The sequence below is a fragment of the Paenisporosarcina sp. FSL H8-0542 genome (assembly GCF_038632915.1).
Classification (GTDB): domain Bacteria; phylum Bacillota; class Bacilli; order Bacillales_A; family Planococcaceae; genus Paenisporosarcina.
This window is the reverse complement of sequence record NZ_CP152050.1, coordinates 2819805-2843941: the sequence shown is the minus strand read 5'-3', so window position 1 is coordinate 2843941 and position 24137 is coordinate 2819805. Positions and strand designations below refer to the sequence as shown.

Sequence of the window (24137 nt, the reverse complement as noted above, 5' to 3'; positions counted from 1 at the left end):
CTCCAAAATAAGGTTGTGACATATGATAAAAGTAACGGAATCTATACATGGCATACGATGGCAACTTTATTGAAAATGGAAGAAGCGGCCGACATTGTTCGACCGCTTCTTCTATTTATAGGGTTTTTCGTAAAATCCATAAACAAACTAATGTCACTTAATGGGTATAGGCAAGCCCGCAAGAACAACGATTTGTGCCAAACAGTAGGTGATAAGAAGATGGGAATTCTTGGTTCACACGCTGAACTTCCATTGCAAATTCTTCACTGTCCTTTGGTACTTGTGAAAGCATATTTGCTTTTTCTTGCGTATCAATATGCGCTCCAGGTGGTACGAATCGATTTGGTGGAATCCTTACACCATTGGTTACAATCGCATCGTAAGATAGGAAGGCTCCTTCTTCGACGATGGCATTATAAACCATAGCCCTGAATCCAACAAATACGTTATTTCCAATGAAACAAGGCCCGTGTACAAGTGATCCATGTGCAATTGTCACTTCATTTCCAATGAAAATCGAATAGCTGTGATTTCCCACCAAATAATGTTTATTTAATAAACCATGTAAAATGACGCCGTCCTGAATATTAACATTAGACCCAATATGAAAAGGTGTTCCATCATCCGCACGGATACTAACATTTGGAGCAATATAGACGTTATCTTGAATGACAACATCACCGATCACACTGGAAAATGGGCTAATAAATGCGGTGTCATCAATATGTGGGTAACGCGGAACCGGATGAAATGAAGTGATGGGACTGGCACTGATAAATGGTTTGAAGCAATTAGAAGACTCATTTGAAAAAGGTTGGAAATCGTTGTTCTTACTCAATTTATCACCGCTTTCACAGTTTGCTTTTTAGTTATTTTATGTGAAATAAAATGAAATAGAATTAATTTTCGAATGGGTGGTACTTTTCAACGGGAAATGCAAAGGTACTTATCTAAGAAAAAAGACCTCAGAATATAAAACAATCTTATTAAAATTAATAATTCAGTCAATTTACACTATACAATTATCTGATAATTTAGTAGAATTTAACTATAGGAGACGCAAAGGAGAATTTATTCTGAGAAACTGTGATTCTAATTTAATCGACAATCAAGCCTTATTGCTTGAGCCTGTATTTACAGGGAAGTATAAATCAAAAATCGTGACAACCCACGGGACATATTATTCTAAAATGACTGTTCATGAATTACTGAATAATGCATGTATTCGATATGCTTCTACAATGGAAGGCCGGATGCAGGCGACGAGGATTTTTATGAAATATCCCAATAAAACGCCAATCCTCATCGAACCGACGGAAATCGGTGCATTTCCGACGATGTCCTATCAACGTCAAGATTGTGTCTGGCTGTTCAATCACCCCTTCGTCGTAGAAGAGTTTGAAAAGGGGAAATGTCTGGTGACGTTTCCAAATGGGATGTCCATTACCGTCCATGTTTCCAAACACATCCTTTTGAAACAACAGCAAAGACTCCACTTCACCTTAGATACTTATCGCTTTATCCACCGACAAAAGAAACCTTACATACGAAGAGATTCACCACCCACCGACGAATAATCACATAATTTACTCATAAATACATCCAACATGCATAGATGGTTTACCGATTGCCAATTTGCTAAAAAATAAAAGTTGTCTCCTATTCCTTTTATGATGAAGCAAACTTGTGCTACAACCATTTGCATGTCCATTTAAAGATTGATGCTCCACTCAAAACTCTTGCATCCACATTGTTGGGTAACAGGTTTATAATAGAACCTCGTTGAATGTTGAAAGCAGGTTTATGTTGTCATCAGTTGTTTTAATTTAGCCAAAGTACGCTCTCTTCTTTTTTTGACTCCAGCTTTCGTAATCCCCAAATGCTTGGCCACTTCGTCCTGTGAACTCCCGATCATGTATAACAAATGAATAAGCTGTTGCTCATGGGGCTGCAAACGAGACACGGCCTCACTCAATTGCTCCCAATTTTCCGATCCCAAAACGGGTTGGTTCAATAAAAGCTCCAGCGTTTGATCTTCTGCTGGCATAAGCAATTCTTCGGTCGTCGCTTTTTTCAATTCATCCAGTAAACTTCCATAAATACATCTATAGGCAAAAGGTGCAAAGTCTCCTTTAGTCTTGTCATAGCGTTTCCACGCCTGCCAAAGCCCAATACGCCCGGCTTGTATGAACGCATCATGATTTTTATAAATACGGAGCTTGCGTAAACATGCATGAATCATTGGTTCAAACTGATTTAACACTTTATTAAAATTGTCCATTTTTGAGCTGCCTTGCCAATGCGCACATTAGGGTTATTCCTAGGTAGCCTCATTGTAGGGCATTCATAAAATCCGTTCCAATCAGTGTTTTGAACGTTTGCCTTATACAAATTTATTCTTTACGCTAGAGTGAAAATCTTAAATGATGTAACAAAAGTGCAGGAAGAAACACATTGGTCGATAATCACGAATTATTTTTTTTGATCCAGTAAATTGAAAGATTTCGGCTTTACGTGACAAAATACGAAAAGAGAAGATGTTACACCTCTCGAAGAATTAAACTCAGTCAATAGTACTGTTAAACGAAATAAGATGATGAGTTTTTAATTAACGAGACAACAATAAAATTCTGTATTATCCATGCTTCTACCTCAATTGTATCTAAACAAACACATATGTTACCCTTACTAGTAGAATGAGTAAGAAAAGGGTGACCTAATATGGTAGGAAGAAATGATGCCTGTCCTTGTGGAAGCGGGCTAAAATATAAGAAATGTTGTGGCAAGACGAATGTCGTCAATCTATCAGATGTGGTAGATGGTGAACTAGAACGCATTATGGAAGGTTTTGCGAACGAGGGGATCGGTCCGCGTACTTATGGTGAGCTGGACGTGCGTGTACGGAAATGGATGTCTGAGCTTCGTTCGATTTTTGAACCGGAATTAATCGAAGCCATCGCTATGGATAGTTACTATTATCTGGAGCATTCGGAATTATGGACGAGCTTTGTGGAGAAGCAAATCACGAAGCAGCGCAGACAACAAGTAATCGATGTGTTGACGGATTGGAAACATCCTTTCTTGCTCCTCGGCGAAGTGACGGGTGTACAAGGAGACCGATTGGTTGTGCGGGACTCGTTAAGTAAAGAGGACTATACATTGCCAGGAGGAGGATTGAATTCCGTCATTGGTGAGTGGTTATTTGGCATTGTCTTGCTGGATCCACGAGAAGGTGAGCGAGGTCTAATCGGAACCAGTGGTATTGTGTTCATTCCGAAAAGCCGATCTTCTTTAGTTGAACAACTGGTAGGAAAAATGAAAGCAAAAGACGTAGACTATCTAGATTTATACGCGTCATTCGGTCACGTCGAATCTCTGTTTTCCTTCACGCCTTTCCAAAGTAGAATCATGCATATGGCTGCACAATATATGGATCAGCACAGTCACGACAAAGAAATGGTCGAAAAACTGCTGAGTGCCTTTTTGTTGGAACATGGCGTCAAAGCAAAGAAACCGGAAGCTGTGGCTGCTGGTGCTATTCAAGTGGCATATGACTTCGGGCTGGTGGGGCCTGTTTATTCAACGATGAAAGATCTTGCTACTTATTTTGATGTTTCATCCGCAACGGTCGCAAAATACAGAGACCAAATAGGTGATTTCCTTGTGGAGGCAGCTTCGACAAACAATAAGGATTGAACATCTCTCTAGTACATTCTACTTGACGAACCGTGGGGAGAAGAACTTTAAATTGTCCATGTAGGTTATTTAGTCATATCTCCCAATCCAAAGGGCATAACTTTATATTGATAAAACGATTCTATTTAACCACATAATATTTCCTGAATTTATTCTATGATATTTACAATGTATAAGGGATTAGGGGATGATGCGCGTGGTAATGTTTTGGCGCAGGTGTTGTTTGTTTTATCAGAAAGCGTTGTTAAATGGGGCTGTCTGTCCTATCCTTAGGAACGAGATTATCAATAAGATTGAAATGCACAGTAATAAGTTAAATAAAGCGAGAAAGCTATTGGATTGATGGCTAGCAGTAGGGTTAAACAGTGAGTTCCTGAACGTATTTCGAGGAAACTGAAGAACTGTTTGCATTCACCAAATTTTAGCTCGATGAATCGATAATTGAAACTACTATTTCGGAACGATTTATATTTAATGAATAAACGATAAAAAGGTGTCCTTTTTCTCAGTGACTGAAGTCAAGGAGGAGAAGGACATCTTTTTCTTAAATGGGGTATTTGTTCAAATAGCCATTGCCAGCCACTTTATTTAGCTCACTAAACTCAAAATATTATTCTGAATCTTCTAACTATAAGTTGCCGTTTATTTAGATTTAAAGTAAAATTTTACATGTATTGCAAACGCTTGCATATATTATTCATTGCATAAATTCAGCTAGAATCTCCTTCTTCCAAATGTAATATGTTAGCGCTTTTGATTTATTTGTGCAAACGGTTTCACATCGAGTTGTGGGTTCAAATCTAACCAAGAAAGGGAGGCGGACTGGCATTAATCTATCAATCTATTACACCGAAAGAATAAGGAGGAAATGCTGAGTGAGAAATGCAATAGATGTTAAACGCAAACTAAATATGTTTATCGTTTCAGTACTGGTTTTGAGCTTATGGCTACCATTTATACCAGCTCAACAGGCACATGCCACGAGTTCAACAGAGACAACTGTAAATGAATTAACGGACTCTTCGAATCGTCATGTACGATTCACTTATATTCGCGAAGATCAAAACTATGGTACCTGGAATATTTGGGCATGGAATACAGGCATTAAAAATGATCAAATCAATTTCGAATCGTATGAAGGAGGAGTGGCATCAGTTAATATTGGGGTTGCTCCTGAAACGAAGCAACTTGGATTTGTTCTTCGTAGTACTGATAACTGGGATACTGCTCAAAAAGAGTTTGGGGATCGTTTTATTCAAGTGAATAAGAACGACTCACTGACAAAGGCTTATATTACTAGCGGTGTCGAGCAAATTCGCATCGTTCCGGATGGTTCGGCTCCAGTCATTGATAAAGGGGACGCAACTTTCTATTACCGGGACAAAGCCCTTTTCGCTAGTGACGACATGGACACGATTGAAAAAGTAGAGTTAAAGTTTAATGGCCAAACGAATGAAATGACATATGAACCTGAAAATGAGAGATTTGTATTCTCATACGACAACATTCCAAATGGTAAAACCTCATACTCATTCCTTGTAACAAAAGGTGGTATTACAACAGAAGTAACTGATCCTTACAATACAACAGACGGAGTTTCAACAATTGACTTCAAGAAAGCTGACTTGACGGTTTCAGGATCAGTGGAACCTGTAGCGATTGATTATAATCAAAATGCTGTCTTAACTGTTGATATTCAAGGTCTAACAGACGATGTGAAAATCAGCAAAATCTCCGCAGATGCTTCTTCTTTAGGTGGATCAGCTAAACTTGAGATTGATCCATCTTTAAAAGAGATTGCGATTGCAGTAGACGACGACACAACTGTTGGCATCAAAACGATTCCTTTAACAGTCGTTGATTCATATGGAAACACGTATGAAGGAACAGCGGAAGTTGAAGTGAAAACGAGACAATCGACAGGAACGTCTGATTTTGATTGGGACGAGTCTGTGATTTACTTTATGTTAACAGATCGATTCTTTGATGGTGATGAATCGAACAATGACCCTTACGATTTGAACTATGATACTTCTAAACGTGGAACGTACCAAGGTGGGGATTTAAAAGGGATTACGACTAAATTGGATTATCTTGATGATCTCGGTGTGAATACGATTTGGATTAGTCCAATTGTAGAAAACATCAAATATGATGTCCGTTCTGTCGAAACAAACGGGTCATCTGTTGATCCATATTACGGCTATCATGGCTACTGGGCAAGTGACTTTGGGAAATTGAATCCGCACTTTGGAACGATGGAAGACTTCCACGAACTGATTGATGCAGCGCATGCCCGTGATATGAAAATCATGGTGGATGTCGTAGTGAATCATACCGGCTATGGCTTGAAAGAAATCGATGGAGCTATGGCAAACAAGCCTGCAGGTTTCCCGACAGACGAAGAGCGTGCGAGTTTTAGTGATATCGTCCGTCAAGGAGCTGACGTTGGAACGGATGAGGTTGTTGGTGAATTGGCTGGACTTCCTGACATTAAGACGGAAGACCCTGCAGTTCGTCAACAAATCATTGATTGGCAAACGAGTTGGATTGAGCAAGCAACTACAGAAAATGGAAACACAATTGACTACTTCCGTGTAGATACCGTCAAGCATGTGGAAGATGCTACTTGGATGAAGTTTAAAAATTCGTTAACGGACAAAATGCCTGAGTTTAAGATGATTGGTGAAGCTTGGGGTGCAAACGTTAATAATAACCTCGGTTACCTGAACACAGGCACGATGGATTCATTACTTGATTTTGAGTTTAAAAATACAGCGCGAAACTTTGTAAATGGTCAATTGAAAGCAGCAAATGAATCGCTTGTTGATCGCAACGGAAAAATCGACAATGCTGGAACATTTGGCCAGTTTTTAAGTAGCCACGATGAAGACGGATTCCTTCATTCACTAGGTGGCGATGAAGGCAAGTTGAAAGTTGCGGCATCTTTGCAGGCAACAGCGAAAGGGCAGCCAGTCATTTATTACGGGGAAGAGCTTGGATTAAGTGGAGCCAACAACTACCCGCAATATGATAACCGCTATAACTTTGCGTGGGATCAAGTGGAAAACAATGATGTATTGGAACACTACACAAAGATTCTTAACTTCAGAAGTGAGCATTCAAAAGTGTTTGCGAAAGGCGAAAGAACATTTGTAGGCGGATCCGATAAAGATAAGTTTCTATTATTCTCTCGTGACTATCAAGATCAATCAGTATACGTGGGATTGAACGTCGCTGAAGAAGCGAAAGATGTGACGTTAACAGTTGATTCGGCGGATGCAGTAGTGACTGATTATTATTCAGGCGAAGTTTACGAAGCAAACGACACAGGAGAAATTAACTTAACACTTCCATCTAAAGTTGATGGGGGCACTGTTCTTTTGACAGTTGAAGGTGGAAATATTACAGGTGCGGTTGCTACGGCTGACGGTAACCCTGAAGTAGAACCAATTCCTGATAACACGATACGAATTCATTACAACCGACAAGACAATGTGTACGAAAACTTTGGTGCATGGCTGTGGAATGATGTCGCTTCACCTTCGGCTAACTGGCCAGTGGGTGCAACGATGTTTGAAAAAACGGATAGCTATGGTGCTTACATTGACGTACCACTGGCTAACGGTGCGAAAAATATTGGCTTCCTTGTAATGGATATAACAAAAGGTGACGCCGGTAAAGATGGCGGAGACAAAGGCTTTACGATTTCTCAACCTGAGATGAATGAAATATGGATTAAGCAAGGTTCAGATAAAGTGTATACGTACGAACCGGTTAATTTGCCTGCAAATACGGTCCGCATTCACTACACGCGTGAAAATGCTGACTACGAAAACCTTGGCATTTGGAACTGGGGCGATACAGCAGCTCCTTCTGACGGTTGGCCAACTGGAGCAGTTGATTTAGACGGGACAGATCGTTATGGTGCATATGCGGATATCGAGCTGAAAGAAGGCGCGAAGGATATAGGCTTCCTCATCGTCAATCAACAGACGCAAGAAAAAGATGCAGGAGATAAATCATTCAATTTATTGGATAAGTATAATCACTTATGGATTAAACAAGGTGATAATAACGTCTACATTTCCCCTTATGGAGAAGTGGCATCGGGCATTGTATCGGGTGAAGTGATCTCTGAAGATACGATTTTATTAGGATTCACGATGACAGACGGATTAACATCAGAAAAACTGAAAGATGATTTGGCCATTAAAGATGTTGATGGAGCAGATGTTTCGATTGAAAGCATTGAAATTACTGGAGCAACAACAGTTGAAGTAACAGCAACACTGAACTTAGATAAACTTCCATTGTCGATTACGTATTCAGGCAGAACCGTTTCAGCATCTACAGGCTGGAGAATGCTTGATAAGCTGTATGCTTATGATGGAAATGATCTAGGTGCAACGTACAAAAATGGAAGTGCCACATTGAAATTATGGGCGCCTAAAGCAAGTAAAGTAGTGGCGAACTTCTTCGATAAAGAAGATGCGACAGCTCCAATTGACACTGTAGAGTTAACGCTCGGCGAACAAGGTGTCTGGTCGAAAGATATCAACCCAAGTGATCTGGGTGTAACTGATCTTAAAGGCTACTATTATCAATACGAAGTAACGAATAATGGCGTAATGAAAACAGTATTGGACCCTTATGCCAAATCCATGGCAACCTTTACGGTGAATACAGAAGGTGATGCAGGACCAGACGGCGATACGGTCGGGAAAGCAGCGATTGTCGACTTAAGCGGCACGAACCCTAAAGGTTTCGATCATGCTTCAATTGATGGGTATGAAAAACGTGAAGATGCTGTGATTTACGAAGTTCACGTACGTGACTTTACGTCAGATCCTTCGATTGAAAAGGATTTGAAATCAAGATGGGGCTCGTATAAAGGATTTATCGACAAGCTTGATTACATTAAATCTCTAGGTGTTACACATGTTCAATTACTTCCTGTCATGGCTTGGTATTATGGTGATGAAACGAAGATGGACGAACGCGAGCTTGACTACTCAGCGGGTGGCAATGAATACAACTGGGGGTATGACCCTCACAGTTACTTCTCACCAGATGGTGCCTATTCGGAAAATCCAAAAGACGCTGAACTGCGAGTGAAAGAGCTGAAAGAATTAATTGATGCCATTCATGATGCGGATATGGGTGTTGTATTTGACGTCGTATACACGCATATGGCAAAAGCGAGTATGTTAAATGACATTGTGCCAAATTACTATGCATACCAGGATGCGAAAGGTAACTTCCTTGGTGGCTTTGGTAACAACTTGGCAACAAGTCACATAATGGCTGAAAAACTAATGGTCGATTCAGTGAAATATTGGTTTGACGAATACAAAATTGACGGCATGCGTTTTGATATGATGGGTGACGCAACGTATCCATCCATTCAAAAGGCGTATGACGTAGCAGCTTCTGTTAATCCTGATGCTTTATTTATTGGAGAAGGCTGGAGAACATTTGCTGGTCATTTGGCTGATCCAGCACTTGCAGGAATGGGTGCAGACCAGGATTGGATGGATAAAACAGATGACGTTGGTGTATTCTCTGACGAAATCCGCAATGAATTGAAATCTGGTTTCGGTTCAGAAGGTGAGCCTAGATTCATTACAGGTGGCGCAAGAAATATTGATACGATTTTCAACAATATTAAAGGACAGCCTTCCAATACGGCTGATGATGATCCGGGCGATATGGTACAGTACATCGAAGCGCACGACAACTTGCCTTTATATGATGTCATTGCCCAGTCCATTAAAAAGGATCCGGCAATTCCTGAAAATGACTTGGAGATTCATAAACGAATCCGTATCGGGAACTCATTGATTTTAACATCACAAGGCACTGCTTTCCTTCATGCAGGGCAGGAGTACGGCAGAACGAAGCAATGGTTAGGTGAAGGTGTACCTGAACAGAAATATCATGAATTGAAAGATATGGATGGGAACACATTTGGCTATTTCGTCCATGATTCCTATGACTCTTCAGACGCCATCAATAAATTTGACTGGCAAAAAGCAACGAACAAAAAAGAATTTGCAGTCAATACAACAACAAATGCTTACACGAAAGGCTTAATTGATTTAAGAAAATCAACCAATGCTTTCCGTTTAGGTGAAAAAGCGCTAGTAGATACAAACGTATCGCTACTTGATTTCCCTGAGATGAAAGATTCCGATTTAGTTATTGCATACGAAAATATCTCAACTGATAAAACAGGCAACTACTACGTATTTGTAAATGCTGACAATAAAGCTCGTACGTTAACATTAGGAGATTATGATTTCACTGGTGGTGTAGTCCTAGTAGACAATGATGAAGCGGGAACACATCCCGTATCGAAAAAATCAGGATTTAGCTTATCGAACCAAAACATGACGATTGATCCATTAACAACAGTTGTAATCAAACTGGATCGAAAAGCTACAGAAGAACCGAAGAACAATGGGAACGATGGGTATCAACCACCTGCAAATGGAAAACCGAACACAATCGTGCTTCCACCTCAAGCAGCAGAAGTAGTGAAAGAGAAAAATCCTTCCGGAATGATTGAAGTCGTAACTAAAATTGTTCCAGGAAAAGTAACGGAAATTGTAAATGCAATCACACCTGAGAAATTTGTCGTAGCGCTTAAGTTAGAAAAACCGGCTACTGGAGAAACGGTGAAAGCACAGGTTCCTGGCAGTTTATTTAAAGAAGCGTTAAAGAAAAACAAACAGGCAATGATCGAGATTCAATCTGATGAAGCAAGCTACAAGCTTCCTGCATCAGAAATTAATGTCGCAGACTTAGCTAAAAAGCTAGGGGTTGCAGAAAGTGATGTCCAAATCACGGTATCTGTGAATGTAGTCAAATCTCCTTCGACTAAAGCGAAGATTGTATCCAATACAATTGAATTCCACGTCGAAGCAGTTGCTGGAGATAAGAAAGTGACAATCACAGCATATGGTTCATTTGTTGAACGAGAAATTGTCGGCGATAAAGAATTCAATCCGAAAACTATGGTCGCAGTGAAGTTCAATCAAGATGGAACATTCACTTCACTTCCTACTTTATTTGACGGCAAAATCGCAACAGTGAAGTCACTGACAAACTCAATATATGCGATTGTTGAAAACAACCAGACATTTCCGGATGTGAACAACATCAACTGGGCAGAAGACTCGATTGAAAAACTAGCATCTAAATACATCATAAAAGGCAAAGTAGACGGAACTTACGCACCAGCAGAAGAAATTTCCCGCGCCGAATTCACCGTATTATTGGTTCGTGCACTAGGACTTCCGGAAAAAGCGTATGACAAACGCTTCTCAGATGTAAAAGGAACAGAATGGTTCAACGCCAATGGAGAACTAATGGCAGCCGTTCAATACGGAATCATTAACGGAAAACACGACGGAACATTCGCTCCATACGAAAAACTGACACGCACCCAAGCAGCCGTCATGATTTCAAGAGCAATGGAGCTAAAATTCCTGAACTTCGATTTTGCAAAATTAGACCATGCTAAAAAACTAGCAGACTTCAAAGATGCCAAGCAAATGACAGACTGGTCTAAAGCAGGAATCGAAAACGTTTACCAAGCGGGTATCATTGACGGTAAGAGTAACGGTACGTTTGATACGAATGGCTTCACGAAGCGTGATCAAATGGCTAAGATTTTGGCGAGGTTTTTGGAGGTTAGTAATTTGATGAATTAGTAATCCCGAATGATATCTGAGGGAATATAATATCAAAGACCAAAAACACATCCAGTCCGTTGGATGTGTTTTTTATAGAATCATATCCAAGGTTCATCACAAGAGGGAAGAAGATGTATGTACAGAGCCGCTTTGGGTATCGATACTTCATATATAGATATGCATAATTTAAATGTTAGTTACAGGTTTTTCTTTTGATAATTCTTTCATAATATCCATTTCACTCTTTTTTCCATCAATAACATTGTATAGGAAACTGATAACTTTCCTATAATCATGTTTTACACTAATAAAATCGTTCTTTAAGGTTTCACTTTCAATAAAATAGTTACCCTCAATTTTACCTATATAAATCTTAATATACTCTTCATAATCTTTATTTTGAATTGTTTCATCGAGTAAACTATGTAGTGTATGATACTCATCAAATTTCTTTTGTATGGTTTTTTTCTCTGGTTTAATATTTTTTTGCTTTAAATAAATAGAAGATTGACTCAAAAAATCTTTTAAATCAACTCTGGTGTAATTTGAAGGAAAGGGAATAACTTTATCTTTAATTTTTTTATAAAATAATTTTTCATGATTTAAAGCTTCATAACCTTCATTTACTTTATCCTTTCCTAAAATAATGGTATTTTTCACCTTACTAGCACTACCTTTTGCAAAAGAGGGAATCCCTTTGACCACATCAGGTAAAACTTCTACCCCCACCTTCCATAAGGCTTTTTGCGCTTCTTCTTTTTTTAATAAATCAATAATTCTAGGGTCTATTTTCATGAAAATTTCCTCCAATTCAAACAATTATTATTATATATGAGGTGGGAATTTATTACTAATAGATTTTTGATTAATTGCTACAATTCAATTATGTTAATTTTTATCAATAAAAGAATTATGTAATAAATATGAGTTGGACAGTTATTTTTAATTTTCCACGAGCTTTTTTGTTGTCATATCGGCTGAGAAATTAATTTTGTTTTCTAGAAGAGCTTACTTTAATGATAATACTAGGTATAAAACAAGCACCTTGAATCGTAGACTGTAGATATTAATTGTAAAATGATGGAGGTTTTCCCATGAACTTTGCAAAAAAATATTCTCAGCATTTTATACGGTCATTTATTAGTGGAGTGAAAAATCTTAATTTACCTGTGCGATTTAATCAAACAGTGGAATATTACCGGAAAATGAAAACAAAGAAAATCTTTAATTCGAAGAAGCGAGATCGAGTACAGGAAATTGATAACATTGAACGTAACAGTTTCATTCGATCAATTTTCGAAGTTTTCGGATATACAGCAGTCATGTCAATTCCAGTCCTCTTTATTATGTTTGTACTGGTCTTGTCGTTTGTCCTGAATCCTTTTCTGGAGTCATTTCGCGGTTACGGATTACTATCATTGGGCCTTTCTGTGCTGATGCTAGGGATTGGCTGGTATAAACCGTATAAGATTTGGAGCTTCATATTAGTTTTAGCCGGTGCATTCTTAGCCATGTTTACATTCGGTCCACAGGTGATTGAAGGATATACAGGAAAAACTTTAATCGAGGTAAATTGGAAGACGGGCTATTGGATAATGTTGAAAGCGACATTGGTTTTTCTTGGTTATTTAATTGGTACTGTTTCTTTAATTGCATGGGTGTATCTCGTTTCAAAGGGGCAACGCCACAACCCATTAAAAAGAATCCGCACGATGAATATAAAACAAAGATTGGAACAGCTAAAAAAATTATATACGAATTGAAGATGATTGAACCGTTTCAATTCAGCAGTATTTAAATAAAAAAAATTGTGAGCGGCCGAATGATTTTTCGGTCGCTTGTTCTATGCTTAAAATGAAATGAATGAAGGTTTTCCATTACATATTGTCGAATGAAGTTCCAAAGGGTTTCAAGGAGGGGACAAGATGAATGAGGAATTTATCTACGTAAATGATCATGAAATTATTATTAATACACTTTCGCCTCAAGTTAACAGTTTAAATGCAGACGATGCATTTTTAATTAATAATCAAGAACTTTCCATTGAACAAGTTGAAAAGAGAAGTAGCAACCTCCTGAGCAGCATGCCTCATTCAACTACTAAGCAGTTGTTTAAAGTTAATATTAAAAACTTTAACATAGAAAAATCTTTTCGGTTAAAAGGAAAAAACGATGAATACTTTCTAGCGATACAAGATAATTTTCTTCAGTTACTGGACCTGGACAATATTGAGAATAATGTTGAGTTGTTTTCTCAAATTTCTCCGAGAATTGAAGTACTCAGACACTCTGAAGGCAATAATGCTGTGGAAGCTAAAATTACTAAACGACAGATTAACTACTTGACCAATAATTCGATAGAAGACCTTGAAAGAATTTCAAGTCATGTAGACAGTTTAAGTTCAAAGACGATTGGTTCATCCTCTGATAAAAGTTTTTACATTGTATTAAATAAGTTTCAAAGCGAACCAAGTGAACTCGGTCTTTTCAGATTAATAAAAGATGGAGACGATTCATTCCGAAAGGAAAAACTAGCTGATGAACCCATAGATCCAAACAAACCTATAGCAATCATCGTCCACGGATTGGTATCCAGTATAGGTGCTTCATTCTTCAATTTGTTTAATACACTAAGTCATGACTATGAAGTTTTTGGTTTTGAATACCTCACAGTAGATGAAAGAATAAGAGACAATGGGATTTTCTTGGCTAAAGAAGTAGAGAGTTTAAAGAAGAAGTATCCTCATAAGGAAATATTAATCGTAGCTCATAGCATGGGGGGACTGGTCAGCCGTTCTGCTTATATCGAACAAAAGGCACCGATAGATAAAATCATCATGGCTGGAACACCGAATAATGGCTCGATCTTGATTAGTGTCCCAATGTTAGCTCGAAAATGCTTAATCCTTTATGGCATACTTAGTAACATAATGGGCAAAAACTCAATAAAAAGTGAAGACTTTTGGCACTTGGTAAGGCCAGGGAATTTACAAGGTTTCCATGATCTCGCCAATAACTCAGATTTTATTAGCCAATTAAATTCAAGTGATTTAATAGATGCCAATAAAAAGTACTTTGCATTAGTCGGGAAAAATCTGGGTCTGTTGAATGACGGGATCGTACATACGGACAATATGGTGACCATTAACGAAATCAAAATTCCTCACACTACAAATGGATGGAATCATTTTTCGTATTTTAACGAAACAGATATAGATATTTACCTGAAACGAGCGATCAATTATTTAAAATAAGGACAAACAGAAACGAAGGAATTGACGTGGTCACATCCTTCGTTTTTTGTACTATATGAGCAGTCTTTGTCCATACAACCCCATTACCAGTTATTATTGAAGGAAGGAATGTTAGTTTACGAGAGAGGTGCTTTTGCAAGATGAAGGATTTTCAGGATTATGAAATGCTGGATGTGATTGGGGAGTTGTTTTCGGATGAAATCTCGATTGCTGTATCCGACGGGGAACACTATGTGTATTACCGTCCAAGCGTCCGAGTGGATTTGAAAATAAAGGCGGGGGACATGGTAAAACCAGGTTCGCTAGCCCACAAGGCACTATCCTCTGGACAAAAGGTCTCGGACTTCATCAATCGTGATGTGTTTGCTGTTCCATACCATGGCATGGCCGTACCTTTCCACCGTGATGGAAAAGTCGTTGGAAGCGTAACAGCCATTTATCCTTCTTTCACGGAAGGGAAGTCTGTCGTCATGCTGAAGACTCAGGACGGGTGGGTTCCAGTGCCATTTACAGATGTGAAGTTTCTGGAAGTGCGAGAGAAGAAAACGTATATAGAAGCAAATGGAGTTTCGGGTACTCATCGCAAATCTCTCCAGGCGTTTGAATTTATTTTGCCACGTGAGTTGTTCGTTCGTTGCCATCGCTCGTTTATCGTCAATGTCCACCAGATTCGCGAAGTCTTTCCGGATACGCATTCTACACTTGTGTTGCTGATGAATGACGGAACGAAAATTCCGGTGAGTCAATCCTATGCCAGCTATTTTCGGAAGTTACTTGATTTCTAATCTACTGTTTCAGCGAGGGATTTGCCTGTTTCAGCGGGTAAATCCCTGTTTCTTTCCCTAAACCTCAAAATCAGGATTTTGTTTGTTAGAATTATTAAAAAAGTCATGAATTAGAGGGTTTTTAATATGGAAGAAAAATTAAAACGAATCAAACATCCGGATTTAAAAAATCGCGTAGTTACGCCTGAAGAAGCGGCAACGTGGATTAATGATGGGATGACGCTAGGCCTAAGTGGGTTCACACGTGCAGGAGATGCGAAAGCGGTTCCATTTGCGTTAATCAAGCGTGCCGAAACTGAAACATTCAAAGTGAATATATATACTGGTGCTTCTCTTGGCTCGGATATCGATAAGGCTTTTGCAGAAGCGGGTATTGTCGGAAAACGATTGCCATTCCAAGCAGATCCGACTATGCGTGGCAAAATAAATGATGGGGAAATGCTGTTTGTCGATCAACATCTGTCGCATACGGCAGAATTTATTCGTGCGGGAGTTATTGGTCCAATTGACTTTGCAATTTTGGAAGCGGTTTCAATTTCAGAAGATGGCTTGATTATCCCAACGACATCGGTTGGAAACTCATCGATTTTCGCGGAACATGCGAAGCACATCATTGTGGAAATCAATATGGCGCAGACAGAAATGCTTGAAGGGCTGCATGATATTTATGACACTGGACAACAAGGTGAACGTAAACCGATTCCGTTAATGAACCCAGATGACAGAATTGGGACCTCTGGTATTAAGATTGACCCAGCGAAGATTAAAGGAATCGTGTTCACGAATCAGATGGACTCACCTTCTACGATCGTCGCTCCAGATGCTGAAACTAAGCAAATGGCAGACCATTTACTCGAATTTCTACGTTCAGAAATTCGCGTAGGAAGACTGACGGATAAACTCGCACCACTTCAATCAGGAATCGGCTCTGTGGCGAATGCTGTGTTACTCGGGATGATCGATTCGGAATTCACCGATCTTGATGTCTATTCTGAAGTGTTACAGGATTCGGTTTTCGACTTAATTGATGCAGGAAAAGTGAAATCAGCTTCTTGCTGTTCGATTACATTATCAGAGGACAAAATGGACAAAGTGTTCGGTAACTTTGAGAAGTACCGCGATAAACTCATCATGCGTCCTCAGGAAATCTCGAATCACCCGGAAATCATTCGTCGTCTCGGACTCATTTCAATCAATACGGCCTTAGAGTTCGACATTTACGGAAACGTCAACTCGACTCATGTATCAGGTACGAAAATGATGAACGGTATCGGAGGCTCCGGCGACTTTGCCCGAAACGCACGTCTTGCGATTTTCGTTACGAAATCCACCGCAAAAGGCGGCAATATTTCAAGCATCGTCCCGTTTGTGTCACATGTTGATCATACCGAACACGACGTGGACATCGTGGTCACCGAACAAGGCTACGCTGATTTACGAGGCTTAGCTCCACGAGAAAGAGTACTAGTAATTATTGAAAACTGTGCACATCCAACATATCGTGCACAACTATTGGAATATTACGCAGAAGCCTTAACACGTGGCGGCCAGACCCCACACGTACTCGAAAAAGCTTTCTCGTGGCATACCAACCTTAAACAAAATGGGACTATGCTACATGAAGTTGGGCAGTTGGTTTATTAATAAGAAGATGAAAAGATGCCTGTTGCTTCATTTAGAAATGAGTAACAGGCATCTTTAAATATTGGTAATTTTTACTTCTCTCAATATTTATGTATTTCTATGATAATATTATCATGGTTTTATTGGACTAAAGGATGAACAATGATTTAAGTGGAATCGTAGTCTCCAAAAACTAATGGTTCAATACATAAATTTGGAGGGAACATTTTTGCTAGACCTGCTTAGCTTAATAGGGATATTCCTGTTATACGTTTTATTATTTATATACTTTATCATCGTGTGCATCTTTTCTGCTTGGTGGAATATTCTTCTCGTCATATTGATTTTGCTAGTTGCTAAATGGTACAAGGTTAGAAAGAAAAAGGGCCAATCCATATGGCAATGGAGACTCGTGATTATACTAGCTTTACTTTTATTGCTATGGTTTTTGATTCCTTGCATTATTGAACACTATAAAGAATGGTATGAATAACCTGTAAGTGAATCTGAATCGGACACTGATACAGAGTCTGATACAAGTTTAATTGCACCCGTAAAAGTGACTGATGACTTTGATAAAAAGAAAAAGCAACAGGATGAAAAAGAAAAGGCTGAACAGGCTGCTATAGAAAGAGCAGAACAAGCCGAGAAGGAAAAATCGGCGCAGGCTGCAAGAGAAAAGGCCGAACAAGCTGCTAAGGAAAATTCAGAACGTTCCTGCTTGAAAATCAAAGGGAATATTTCCAGCTCAGGGGAAAAGATTTTTCATGTGCCTTCAGGAGACTTCTACGATATAACAGAACCTGAAGATACTTTCTGTACAAAATCCGCAGCGCGGGCTGCTGGGTATCGGGAATCAAAAAGATGATTGTTCCGCAGCAAACAACTTTTTTATAATTTAATTTAGAAATCCAGAAACCAATTGGTTCTGGATTTTTTTATGTTTTTGAGTTGGTGACATATAACAATACTACGAGATATCCCCAAAAAGTAGTGTACTCATATACTTCCTTCATCCGATTTTTCAATGCGAATGTTAGGAGAGGGACTATTTGAATTAAATCAAATTAATTTGGAAAAAATTTTTCGGGGGAAAAAACCTTGTTAGGAGTAAGTATTAAGGTTAAGTACTGAAAATGTCATAAAAAAGTTTATTGACGGTTTTAATTATTTTGATTATTCTAACATAAAGCTAAATTGTATACAGTCGACAGTCGACGAAAAAGAAATGAGATGAGGATCATAAAAGCAATCGTGAAAAAAAGGGCTACTTTAAAAACTCAAGTGTATGACTACTTGAAAGAACAAATCCTTATGGGTCGTTTGAAGCCTGGTGAAAGATTGATAGAGGAAAAGATTGCAGAGGAATTGCAGGTCAGCCGAAGCCCGATTCGTGAATCAATCCGTATGCTTGAAAAAGATGGGCTGCTTTTCGTAAATAATTCTGGCGGGGTGACGGTTGTTGAGCCGTCAATCGAAGATTATCAACATCTGTATGAGTGCCGGGTTGAGATGGAGCCGCTAGCCGCTTTTTATGCAGCTGAACGCAGGACCCATGAACAACTTGAGACCATTCGTACTTCTTTATTGCAGATGGGTAAAATTTCAGAAACGAATAACCTGAAAAAAGTCCATGATACGAATGTGAATTTCCATGAAGCCGTTGTTATGGCAACCGGAAACAAGTTTCTCGTTACCATGCTGACGGCATTTCGAGGAGTTAATAGTTTTTACCGCAAATCGATACTCGAAGAAAATCCGCTCCATATGGAACATGCCATTCATGAGCACCAACAGATTTTTCAGGCAATTGTGGATCAGGATGCGGAAGCAGCCAAGCGTTTAATGAAAGCTCATATTGAAAGCGATTACAATTTGTTTATGGAATTTTGCTCGAAAGATTTAGGAGGGTAAGAAATGTCAAAAAAGCTGCCACTTGAAGGTGTAAAGATTTTGGAATTAGGAAACTTGGTCGCTGCTCCATTTGCAGGGAAAATCCTTTCCGAGTTTGGTGCTGAGGTTATCAAAGTTGAAGAACCAGCGAAAGGGGACCCACTGAGAAATTGGCGTGTGATGCACAATGACACATCGGTTTGGTGGTATGTGCAATCTCGAAATAAGAAATCGATAACTGTGAATATGCGTGATCCTGAGGGTCAGCATATTATTCGTCAACTTGCAGAGAAAGTGGATGTAGTTCTTGAAAATTTCAAACCTGGAACTTTGGAAAGATGGGGTCTTGGATTGGAAGATTTACGTAAAGTCAATCCATCTATCATCATGACCAGGGTCTCAGGTTATGGTCAAACGGGTCCATATCGAGAAAAACCTGGATTTGGAAGTGTGGCCGAGGCAATTGGTGGCTTAAGGTATTTAACCGGTTATCCTGACTTACCTCCAGTGCGGGTCGGCATTGCATTAGGAGATTTGGTTGCTGGACTTTATGCAGTCATTGGAACGTTGATGGCGTTGCGTGCAAGAGAAGAAAATCCAGAAAAACAAGGCCAGCTCGTTGATGTCGCACTCTATGAATCTGTTTTTAGTTTACTAGAAGGAATTTTACCCGAATACGATTTAACGGGGATGGTAAGAGAACGGACAGGTAGTACACTACCAGGAATCGCCCCTTCAAACACATATGAATGTGCTGATGGAAAGCATTTGGTTATTGGTGGGAATGGGGATCAGATATTCAAACGTCTAATGACAGCAATTGGCCGAGATGACCTGGCGAATGACCCGACTTATTCAACCAACCAAGGGCGAGCGGACAATGTAATTTTCATTGATTCAACCATTGAAGAATGGACGAAACAGCATCCATTAAAAGAGGCTCAGCGAATATTAGATGAGGTATCCGTACCGGTAGGTCCTATATATGGCATCAAGGAAATTGTTGAAGATGAGCAATACAAGGCAAGGGAAATGCTGCAGGAAATAGTCTTGCCTGACGGAACTAAAGTTCTTGTTCCGGGGGTTGTGCCAAAGCTTTCGGAAACGCCAGGAGAAATCAAATGGAGCGGTCCAAGTCTTGGTCAACACAACGAGGAAATTTACACGGAGTTTATGAATTTTTCTTTTGATGAGTTCAAAAAACTGAAAGAACAAGGAGTCATATAAATGGCGGATGTGAAAATTATCGATGTCAGTCCCCGCGATGGGCTGCAAAATGATCCCAAGCTGATTTCAACCGTGGAAAAAGTGAATCTAGTAAAACATTTGCTAGAGGCCGGTTTAAATACTGTGGAAATAACTTCATTTGTTCACCCAGCGAAAGTGCCTCAGATGGCAGATGCTTCAGAAGTACTGAAAGAGGTAACTAAATGGACAAGCTTGCAAGCCATAACCCTTATACCAAATTTAAAAGGGTATGAGCGAGCAAAAGAACATTCACTTTCTGAAGTTAACTGGGTCAGTTCAGCTACTGAAAGTTTTAACCAGAAAAATATTGGTTTATCCATCGATGAAAACCTTAGTCAGTTTGAAACGCTTGTGGTACAAGCCAAAAAGGATGGGATCAAAACTTGCTTTTCAATTGCAGTGAGCTTCGGCTGTCCATATGAAGGTGAAGTGTCGGAAGAGCAAGTTCTGAATCTCGTAAAACGAGTGAAAGATGCTGGTGCTGATCGAATAGGTATTGCCGATACAATTGGAATTGCCACTCCAGATCAAGTGGAACGATTGATGAAAAAGGTTATTGAAGTCGCAGGCGAAACACCTGTTACTATACATTTGCATGATACAAGGGGGCTCGGATCTGCAAATGCGTATGCTGCTTATCAAGTAGGCGTTCGGATTTTTGAAACGGCGGTATCTGGCATAGGTGGTTGTCCATTTGCACCGGGTGCAGCAGGAAATTTAGCAACAGAGGATTTAGTGTATTTATTTCACCGAATGAACATCGACACAGGGTTGGATTTTGAAAAATTACTTGATGCTGCTGACTATGCAGCGAGTCTTTCTTCGAAAAATCCATTGGGTCGCATTAGACATGTAGAAAGAAAACAAACAAAGGGGATATTAGCATGAAAAAATGGATGAAGGCAATTATGTTCTTAATGATTTCTATGTTCTTATTGTCAGCATGTAACTCAAAAGAACCTGAAACAAAAGCAGTCAATGCAACTGGGGACGGGTACGAAGAAACGACTATCAGATTAGCTTATAACTTGCCGGCAGATCACCACATCGCTAAAGGGCTTGAAAAATTCGTGAAAGATGTCACTGAAAAATCTGATGGTGCTATAAAAATGCAAGTATATCCAGCAGGCCAATTATTAAATGATAAGGATATGAACCAGTCCATTCTTACTGGTGGCGTTGAAATGGGTGTCAATTCTTCGACGCTTTGGGCAAGTACAGTCCCTGCAATGGGTATTTTTGATGTTCCATACGTATTCTCAGACTATGAAAAAGCTGGTGAGGCTTTAAGCGGTGAATTCGGGAATAAATTACGTACTGCTATGGAAGAAAAGGGTGCCAAGGTTCTCATGTTTGCTGACTATGGTTATGCACAATTCGCAAACAACAAACGTCCTTTGGAATCACCTTCCGATTTTGAAGGATTGAAGATCCGCAGTATCGGTGACATTCCTTCTGAAATGATCAAAGCATATGGAGCTTCCCCTGTATTCATGGGTGGTGGAGAGGTATATATGGCACTTAAACTAAATACAGTTGACGGAGCAACATCAGGAACAACGGCAATGGTTCAAAGAAAGTATGATGAAGTAGCAAAATATTTAACTATCAATAATTATGCGTACCTCGAGTTTTTATTGGCAATTAATCAGGACTTCTGGGATAAACTTCCTACAAAAACACAAACGCTATTGACTGAAACTGCTAAGGAATCAGAAGAATGGATTCGTGCACAAGCCCAGTCAGAAGATGAAAAGACTGCTAAGCAGTTGGAGGAAAAAGGAATGGAAGTTTATGTAGTGCCTGAAGAGGACTTACCGCAGTGGAAAGAAGCAGCAAAACCTGCTTGGGAGGCATTCACTAAAAACTCTGGCGATTTAGGGAAAGAACTGCTTGAAATGGTTGATGAGCAGTAAGGAGGAAAAAACTAATGAAATCGCTGTATAATTTTTCCGATTTGCTCATTAGGTTTGGTGCTTATGCATCCGGATTTTTCATTATGGTGACAACTTTCATGATTTTCTTTGAAGTCGTTTCTAGATGGCTTTTCAACAAACCGACAATCTGGGCTACTGAACTGTCTATTTATGCAATCATCGCCAGTTGTTATTTAGGAAGTGCATATGCGGTACGAACCTATTCTCATATAACAGTGGATTTACTAATCAACAATGTTAACGATCGCATAAAGACATTGCTTGCTTATTTATCAAATGCCATGGGATTAGCATTCAGCATCATCTTTACTTATTATGGTATTCATCACGTGATGAATACCATAGAACTGGAAGTTACTTCTGCATCTTTGTTGCGTGTTCCGATGTACCTGCCTGAAATGTTCCTTCCTATCGGTGGCGTACTATTGTGTCTGGCGTTCATTTTGCAGATCGTTGACGGCGGGATACATAAGGGAGGGGAGCACATATGAATATTTTCTTTGTAGGTGGTTTGGGAACTCTCTTATTGCTCGGACTGCCGGTTGCGTTTGCTCTTGCTACTCTCGCAGTCGCGGGGATGTTCTTCTTTAATGGCGGAACCTTTTCTTTTATGCAAGTTCCAATCATTTCCTATAAGGCACTTGATGACTTTTCTCTAACAGCATTACCGATGTATGTTTTGATGAGCCAGGTTTTATTGGTCAGTGGAGTTGGCCGTGATCTATACGAAATGGCTAGCCGCTGGTTCCGCCATTTCCCAGGCGGTCTCGCGATTGCCACACTTTTCTGCTGTGCCATATTTGCTGCAATATCTGGATCGAGTGTAGCTACTGCGATAACTATTGGTTCGGTTGCTTTGCCAGAGATGGTCAAGCGTGGATATAACAAAAGACATGTATTAGGTCTGCTTGCTGCCGGTGGTACATTAGGGATTTTGATTCCACCAAGCGTACCAATGATCATCTATGGATCAGTGACCGGTGAATCCATCGGAAAACTGTTCATCGCTGGAATTATACCTGGACTCATACTGACGCTTTCTTTCATGGTATTTGCTGCCTACCAAGCACGCCACCTTAAAGATGCACCTGCGACATGGAAAGAGAGAATGGATGCGACCAAAACAGCCATCTGGGGATTGATGCTGCCTGTAATCGTAATTGGAGGGATTTACACAGGTATTTTTACTCCAACTGAAGCGGCTGCAGTAGGTGTCGTGTTGAGCTTTGCGATTGCTGCATTTTTCTACCGTAATTTGAACTTGGAAAACTTCAAGAAAATCATTATTTCTACTGTTAAAACAAATGCGATGATATTGTTCATCATTGTCGGTGCGATGCTGCTTGGCTATATCATGACAATCTTGCAGATTCCACAAACTATTACTACCTATGCAACTGAACAGGACATCAACCCATGGGTCGTCTTTATTTTGATTAATATTGTGCTATTGATCTTAGGTATGTTCCTGGAAACGATTTCGATTTTGGTTATAACATTGCCAATCTTATATCCTATCATCGTGGCATTAGGCTTTGACCCAATCTGGTTCGCAATCATCATGGTAATCAACATGGAGCTGGCTTTGATCTCACCTCCAGTCGGACTGAACTTGTTCGTATTGAAAGGAATCGATCGAACAAATACCATCGACGAAATCGTAAAAGGCGTGATTCCTTATGCTATTATCATGCTACTATTAATGGTCCTACTGTCGATATTCCCAGAGATTGCAACCTTCTTGATTAAAGAAGATTTGCATTAGATGGTTTCGACTATATTAAATTAGATTTGTAAATCAAAAGGGAACTAGTCAGTTGATGACTTAGTTCCTTTTCTTAACTTTTTCAATTCAAAGAGTAGGATGGACACCGAGATTGGCAATTGGTTGGTAGTATCACTGCTATCACGAAGGGAAGTCGGTCATCAAATTGAAGACGCAAAACTGTTGCTCTAAAGACTGCTACCGATTGAGACTTCATAATAAAAATCCGTATGGCA

The 24137-nt window shown here is 39.5% G+C and carries 17 protein-coding genes; 14 read left to right on the top strand and 3 right to left on the bottom strand.

The genetic code is table 11. From position 1 onward, the window contains the following. Positions 1-157 precede the first annotated feature (157 nt). Positions 158-838 carry a carbonate dehydratase gene (locus tag MHH33_RS14405; protein WP_342542126.1) on the bottom strand — a complete coding sequence of 227 codons (681 nt, stop codon included), beginning with the start codon at positions 836-838 and terminating at the stop codon, positions 158-160. 178 nt (positions 839-1016) lie between these two features. Here MHH33_RS14405 and MHH33_RS14400 point away from each other — a divergent pair, with 178 nt between their 5' ends. Further along, positions 1017-1577: a competence protein ComK gene (locus tag MHH33_RS14400; RefSeq protein ID WP_342543781.1), complete on the top strand. Its 561-nt coding sequence runs from the start codon at positions 1017-1019 to the stop codon at positions 1575-1577. A 224-nt stretch (positions 1578-1801) separates the two neighbouring features. On the opposite strand, the gene MHH33_RS14395 is transcribed toward MHH33_RS14400, so the two are convergent. After that, positions 1802-2281: a sigma-70 family RNA polymerase sigma factor gene (locus MHH33_RS14395; RefSeq protein ID WP_342542125.1), complete on the bottom strand. Its 480-nt coding sequence runs from the start codon at positions 2279-2281 to the stop codon at positions 1802-1804. Between the two features lie 440 nt (positions 2282-2721). Here MHH33_RS14395 and MHH33_RS14390 point away from each other — a divergent pair, with 440 nt between their 5' ends. Together MHH33_RS14390 and MHH33_RS14385 are read left to right on the top strand one after the other, a co-directional pair. Then, positions 2722-3696, top strand: a complete 975-nt coding sequence (locus MHH33_RS14390) for an SEC-C metal-binding domain-containing protein (protein ID WP_342542124.1) — start codon at positions 2722-2724, stop codon at positions 3694-3696. 875 nt (positions 3697-4571) lie between these two features. Continuing rightward, entirely contained in the window at positions 4572-11414 is a 6843-nt protein-coding gene (locus MHH33_RS14385; protein WP_342542123.1) for a pullulanase, read from the top strand. 168 nt (positions 11415-11582) lie between these two features. Here MHH33_RS14385 and MHH33_RS14380 read toward each other — a convergent pair whose 3' ends face one another. Then, a complete protein-coding gene (locus MHH33_RS14380; RefSeq protein ID WP_342542122.1) occupies positions 11583-12191 on the bottom strand; it encodes a hypothetical protein in 609 nt (202 codons plus the stop codon). A gap of 299 nt (positions 12192-12490) precedes the next feature. Between MHH33_RS14380 and MHH33_RS14375 the strand changes: the two genes are divergently transcribed. The 11 genes from MHH33_RS14375 to MHH33_RS14325 all read left to right on the top strand — a co-directional run bounded on the left by MHH33_RS14375 (position 12491) and on the right by MHH33_RS14325 (position 23901). Beyond that, positions 12491-13159 (top strand): hypothetical protein, encoded by a 669-nt coding sequence (locus tag MHH33_RS14375; RefSeq protein ID WP_342542121.1) that lies wholly within the window; start codon positions 12491-12493, stop codon positions 13157-13159. A 162-nt stretch (positions 13160-13321) separates the two neighbouring features. Continuing rightward, positions 13322-14650, top strand: a complete 1329-nt coding sequence (locus tag MHH33_RS14370; protein ID WP_342542120.1) for an alpha/beta fold hydrolase — start codon at positions 13322-13324, stop codon at positions 14648-14650. A 140-nt stretch (positions 14651-14790) separates the two neighbouring features. Next, on the top strand, positions 14791-15435 hold the full coding sequence (locus MHH33_RS14365; protein ID WP_342542119.1) for a LytTR family transcriptional regulator DNA-binding domain-containing protein: 645 nt from the start codon (positions 14791-14793) through the stop codon (positions 15433-15435). 126 nt (positions 15436-15561) lie between these two features. After that, the gene (locus tag MHH33_RS14360; RefSeq protein ID WP_342542118.1) at positions 15562-17079 is read left to right on the top strand and encodes an acetyl-CoA hydrolase/transferase family protein; all 1518 of its coding nucleotides are present in this window, start codon (positions 15562-15564) and stop codon (positions 17077-17079) included. A gap of 538 nt (positions 17080-17617) precedes the next feature. Then, positions 17618-17926 (top strand): hypothetical protein, encoded by a 309-nt coding sequence (locus MHH33_RS14355; RefSeq protein ID WP_342542117.1) that lies wholly within the window; start codon positions 17618-17620, stop codon positions 17924-17926. Positions 17927-18291: 365 nt separating this feature from the next. After that, the gene (locus MHH33_RS14350) at positions 18292-18972 is read left to right on the top strand and encodes a GntR family transcriptional regulator (RefSeq protein ID WP_342542116.1); all 681 of its coding nucleotides are present in this window, start codon (positions 18292-18294) and stop codon (positions 18970-18972) included. A 3-nt stretch (positions 18973-18975) separates the two neighbouring features. Then, positions 18976-20178, top strand: a complete 1203-nt coding sequence (locus tag MHH33_RS14345) for a CoA transferase (RefSeq protein WP_342542115.1) — start codon at positions 18976-18978, stop codon at positions 20176-20178. Further along, positions 20179-21087, top strand: coding sequence for a hydroxymethylglutaryl-CoA lyase (locus tag MHH33_RS14340; protein WP_342542114.1), 909 nt, complete (start codon positions 20179-20181; stop codon positions 21085-21087). Further along, entirely contained in the window at positions 21084-22115 is a 1032-nt protein-coding gene (locus tag MHH33_RS14335; protein WP_342542113.1) for a DctP family TRAP transporter solute-binding subunit, read from the top strand. The genes MHH33_RS14340 and MHH33_RS14335 overlap by 4 nt, the downstream gene beginning before the upstream one ends. A 14-nt stretch (positions 22116-22129) precedes the next feature. Beyond that, positions 22130-22627 carry a TRAP transporter small permease gene (locus MHH33_RS14330; RefSeq protein ID WP_342542112.1) on the top strand — a complete coding sequence of 166 codons (498 nt, stop codon included), beginning with the start codon at positions 22130-22132 and terminating at the stop codon, positions 22625-22627. Continuing rightward, on the top strand, positions 22624-23901 hold the full coding sequence (locus MHH33_RS14325) for a TRAP transporter large permease (RefSeq protein WP_342542111.1): 1278 nt from the start codon (positions 22624-22626) through the stop codon (positions 23899-23901). The genes MHH33_RS14330 and MHH33_RS14325 overlap by 4 nt, the downstream gene beginning before the upstream one ends. Positions 23902-24137: the final 236 nt, after the last annotated feature.

Bases quoted from the DNA above. Each gene is read 5' to 3' on its own strand.
- MHH33_RS14395 (WP_342542125.1), bottom strand. From the start codon at position 2,281: ATGGACAATTTTAATAAAGTGTTAAATCAGTTTGAACCAATGATTCAT.
- MHH33_RS14390 (WP_342542124.1), top strand. From the start codon at position 2,722: ATGGTAGGAAGAAATGATGCCTGTCCTTGTGGAAGCGGGCTAAAATAT.
- MHH33_RS14380 (WP_342542122.1), bottom strand. From the start codon at position 12,191: ATGAAAATAGACCCTAGAATTATTGATTTATTAAAAAAAGAAGAAGCG.
- MHH33_RS14375 (WP_342542121.1), top strand. From the start codon at position 12,491: ATGAACTTTGCAAAAAAATATTCTCAGCATTTTATACGGTCATTTATT.
- MHH33_RS14370 (WP_342542120.1), top strand. From the start codon at position 13,322: ATGAATGAGGAATTTATCTACGTAAATGATCATGAAATTATTATTAAT.
- MHH33_RS14365 (WP_342542119.1), top strand. From the start codon at position 14,791: ATGAAGGATTTTCAGGATTATGAAATGCTGGATGTGATTGGGGAGTTG.
- MHH33_RS14360 (WP_342542118.1), top strand. From the start codon at position 15,562: ATGGAAGAAAAATTAAAACGAATCAAACATCCGGATTTAAAAAATCGC.
- MHH33_RS14350 (WP_342542116.1), top strand. From the start codon at position 18,292: ATGAGGATCATAAAAGCAATCGTGAAAAAAAGGGCTACTTTAAAAACT.
- MHH33_RS14345 (WP_342542115.1), top strand. From the start codon at position 18,976: ATGTCAAAAAAGCTGCCACTTGAAGGTGTAAAGATTTTGGAATTAGGA.
- MHH33_RS14340 (WP_342542114.1), top strand. From the start codon at position 20,179: ATGGCGGATGTGAAAATTATCGATGTCAGTCCCCGCGATGGGCTGCAA.
- MHH33_RS14335 (WP_342542113.1), top strand. From the start codon at position 21,084: ATGAAAAAATGGATGAAGGCAATTATGTTCTTAATGATTTCTATGTTC.
- MHH33_RS14330 (WP_342542112.1), top strand. From the start codon at position 22,130: ATGAAATCGCTGTATAATTTTTCCGATTTGCTCATTAGGTTTGGTGCT.
- MHH33_RS14325 (WP_342542111.1), top strand. From the start codon at position 22,624: ATGAATATTTTCTTTGTAGGTGGTTTGGGAACTCTCTTATTGCTCGGA.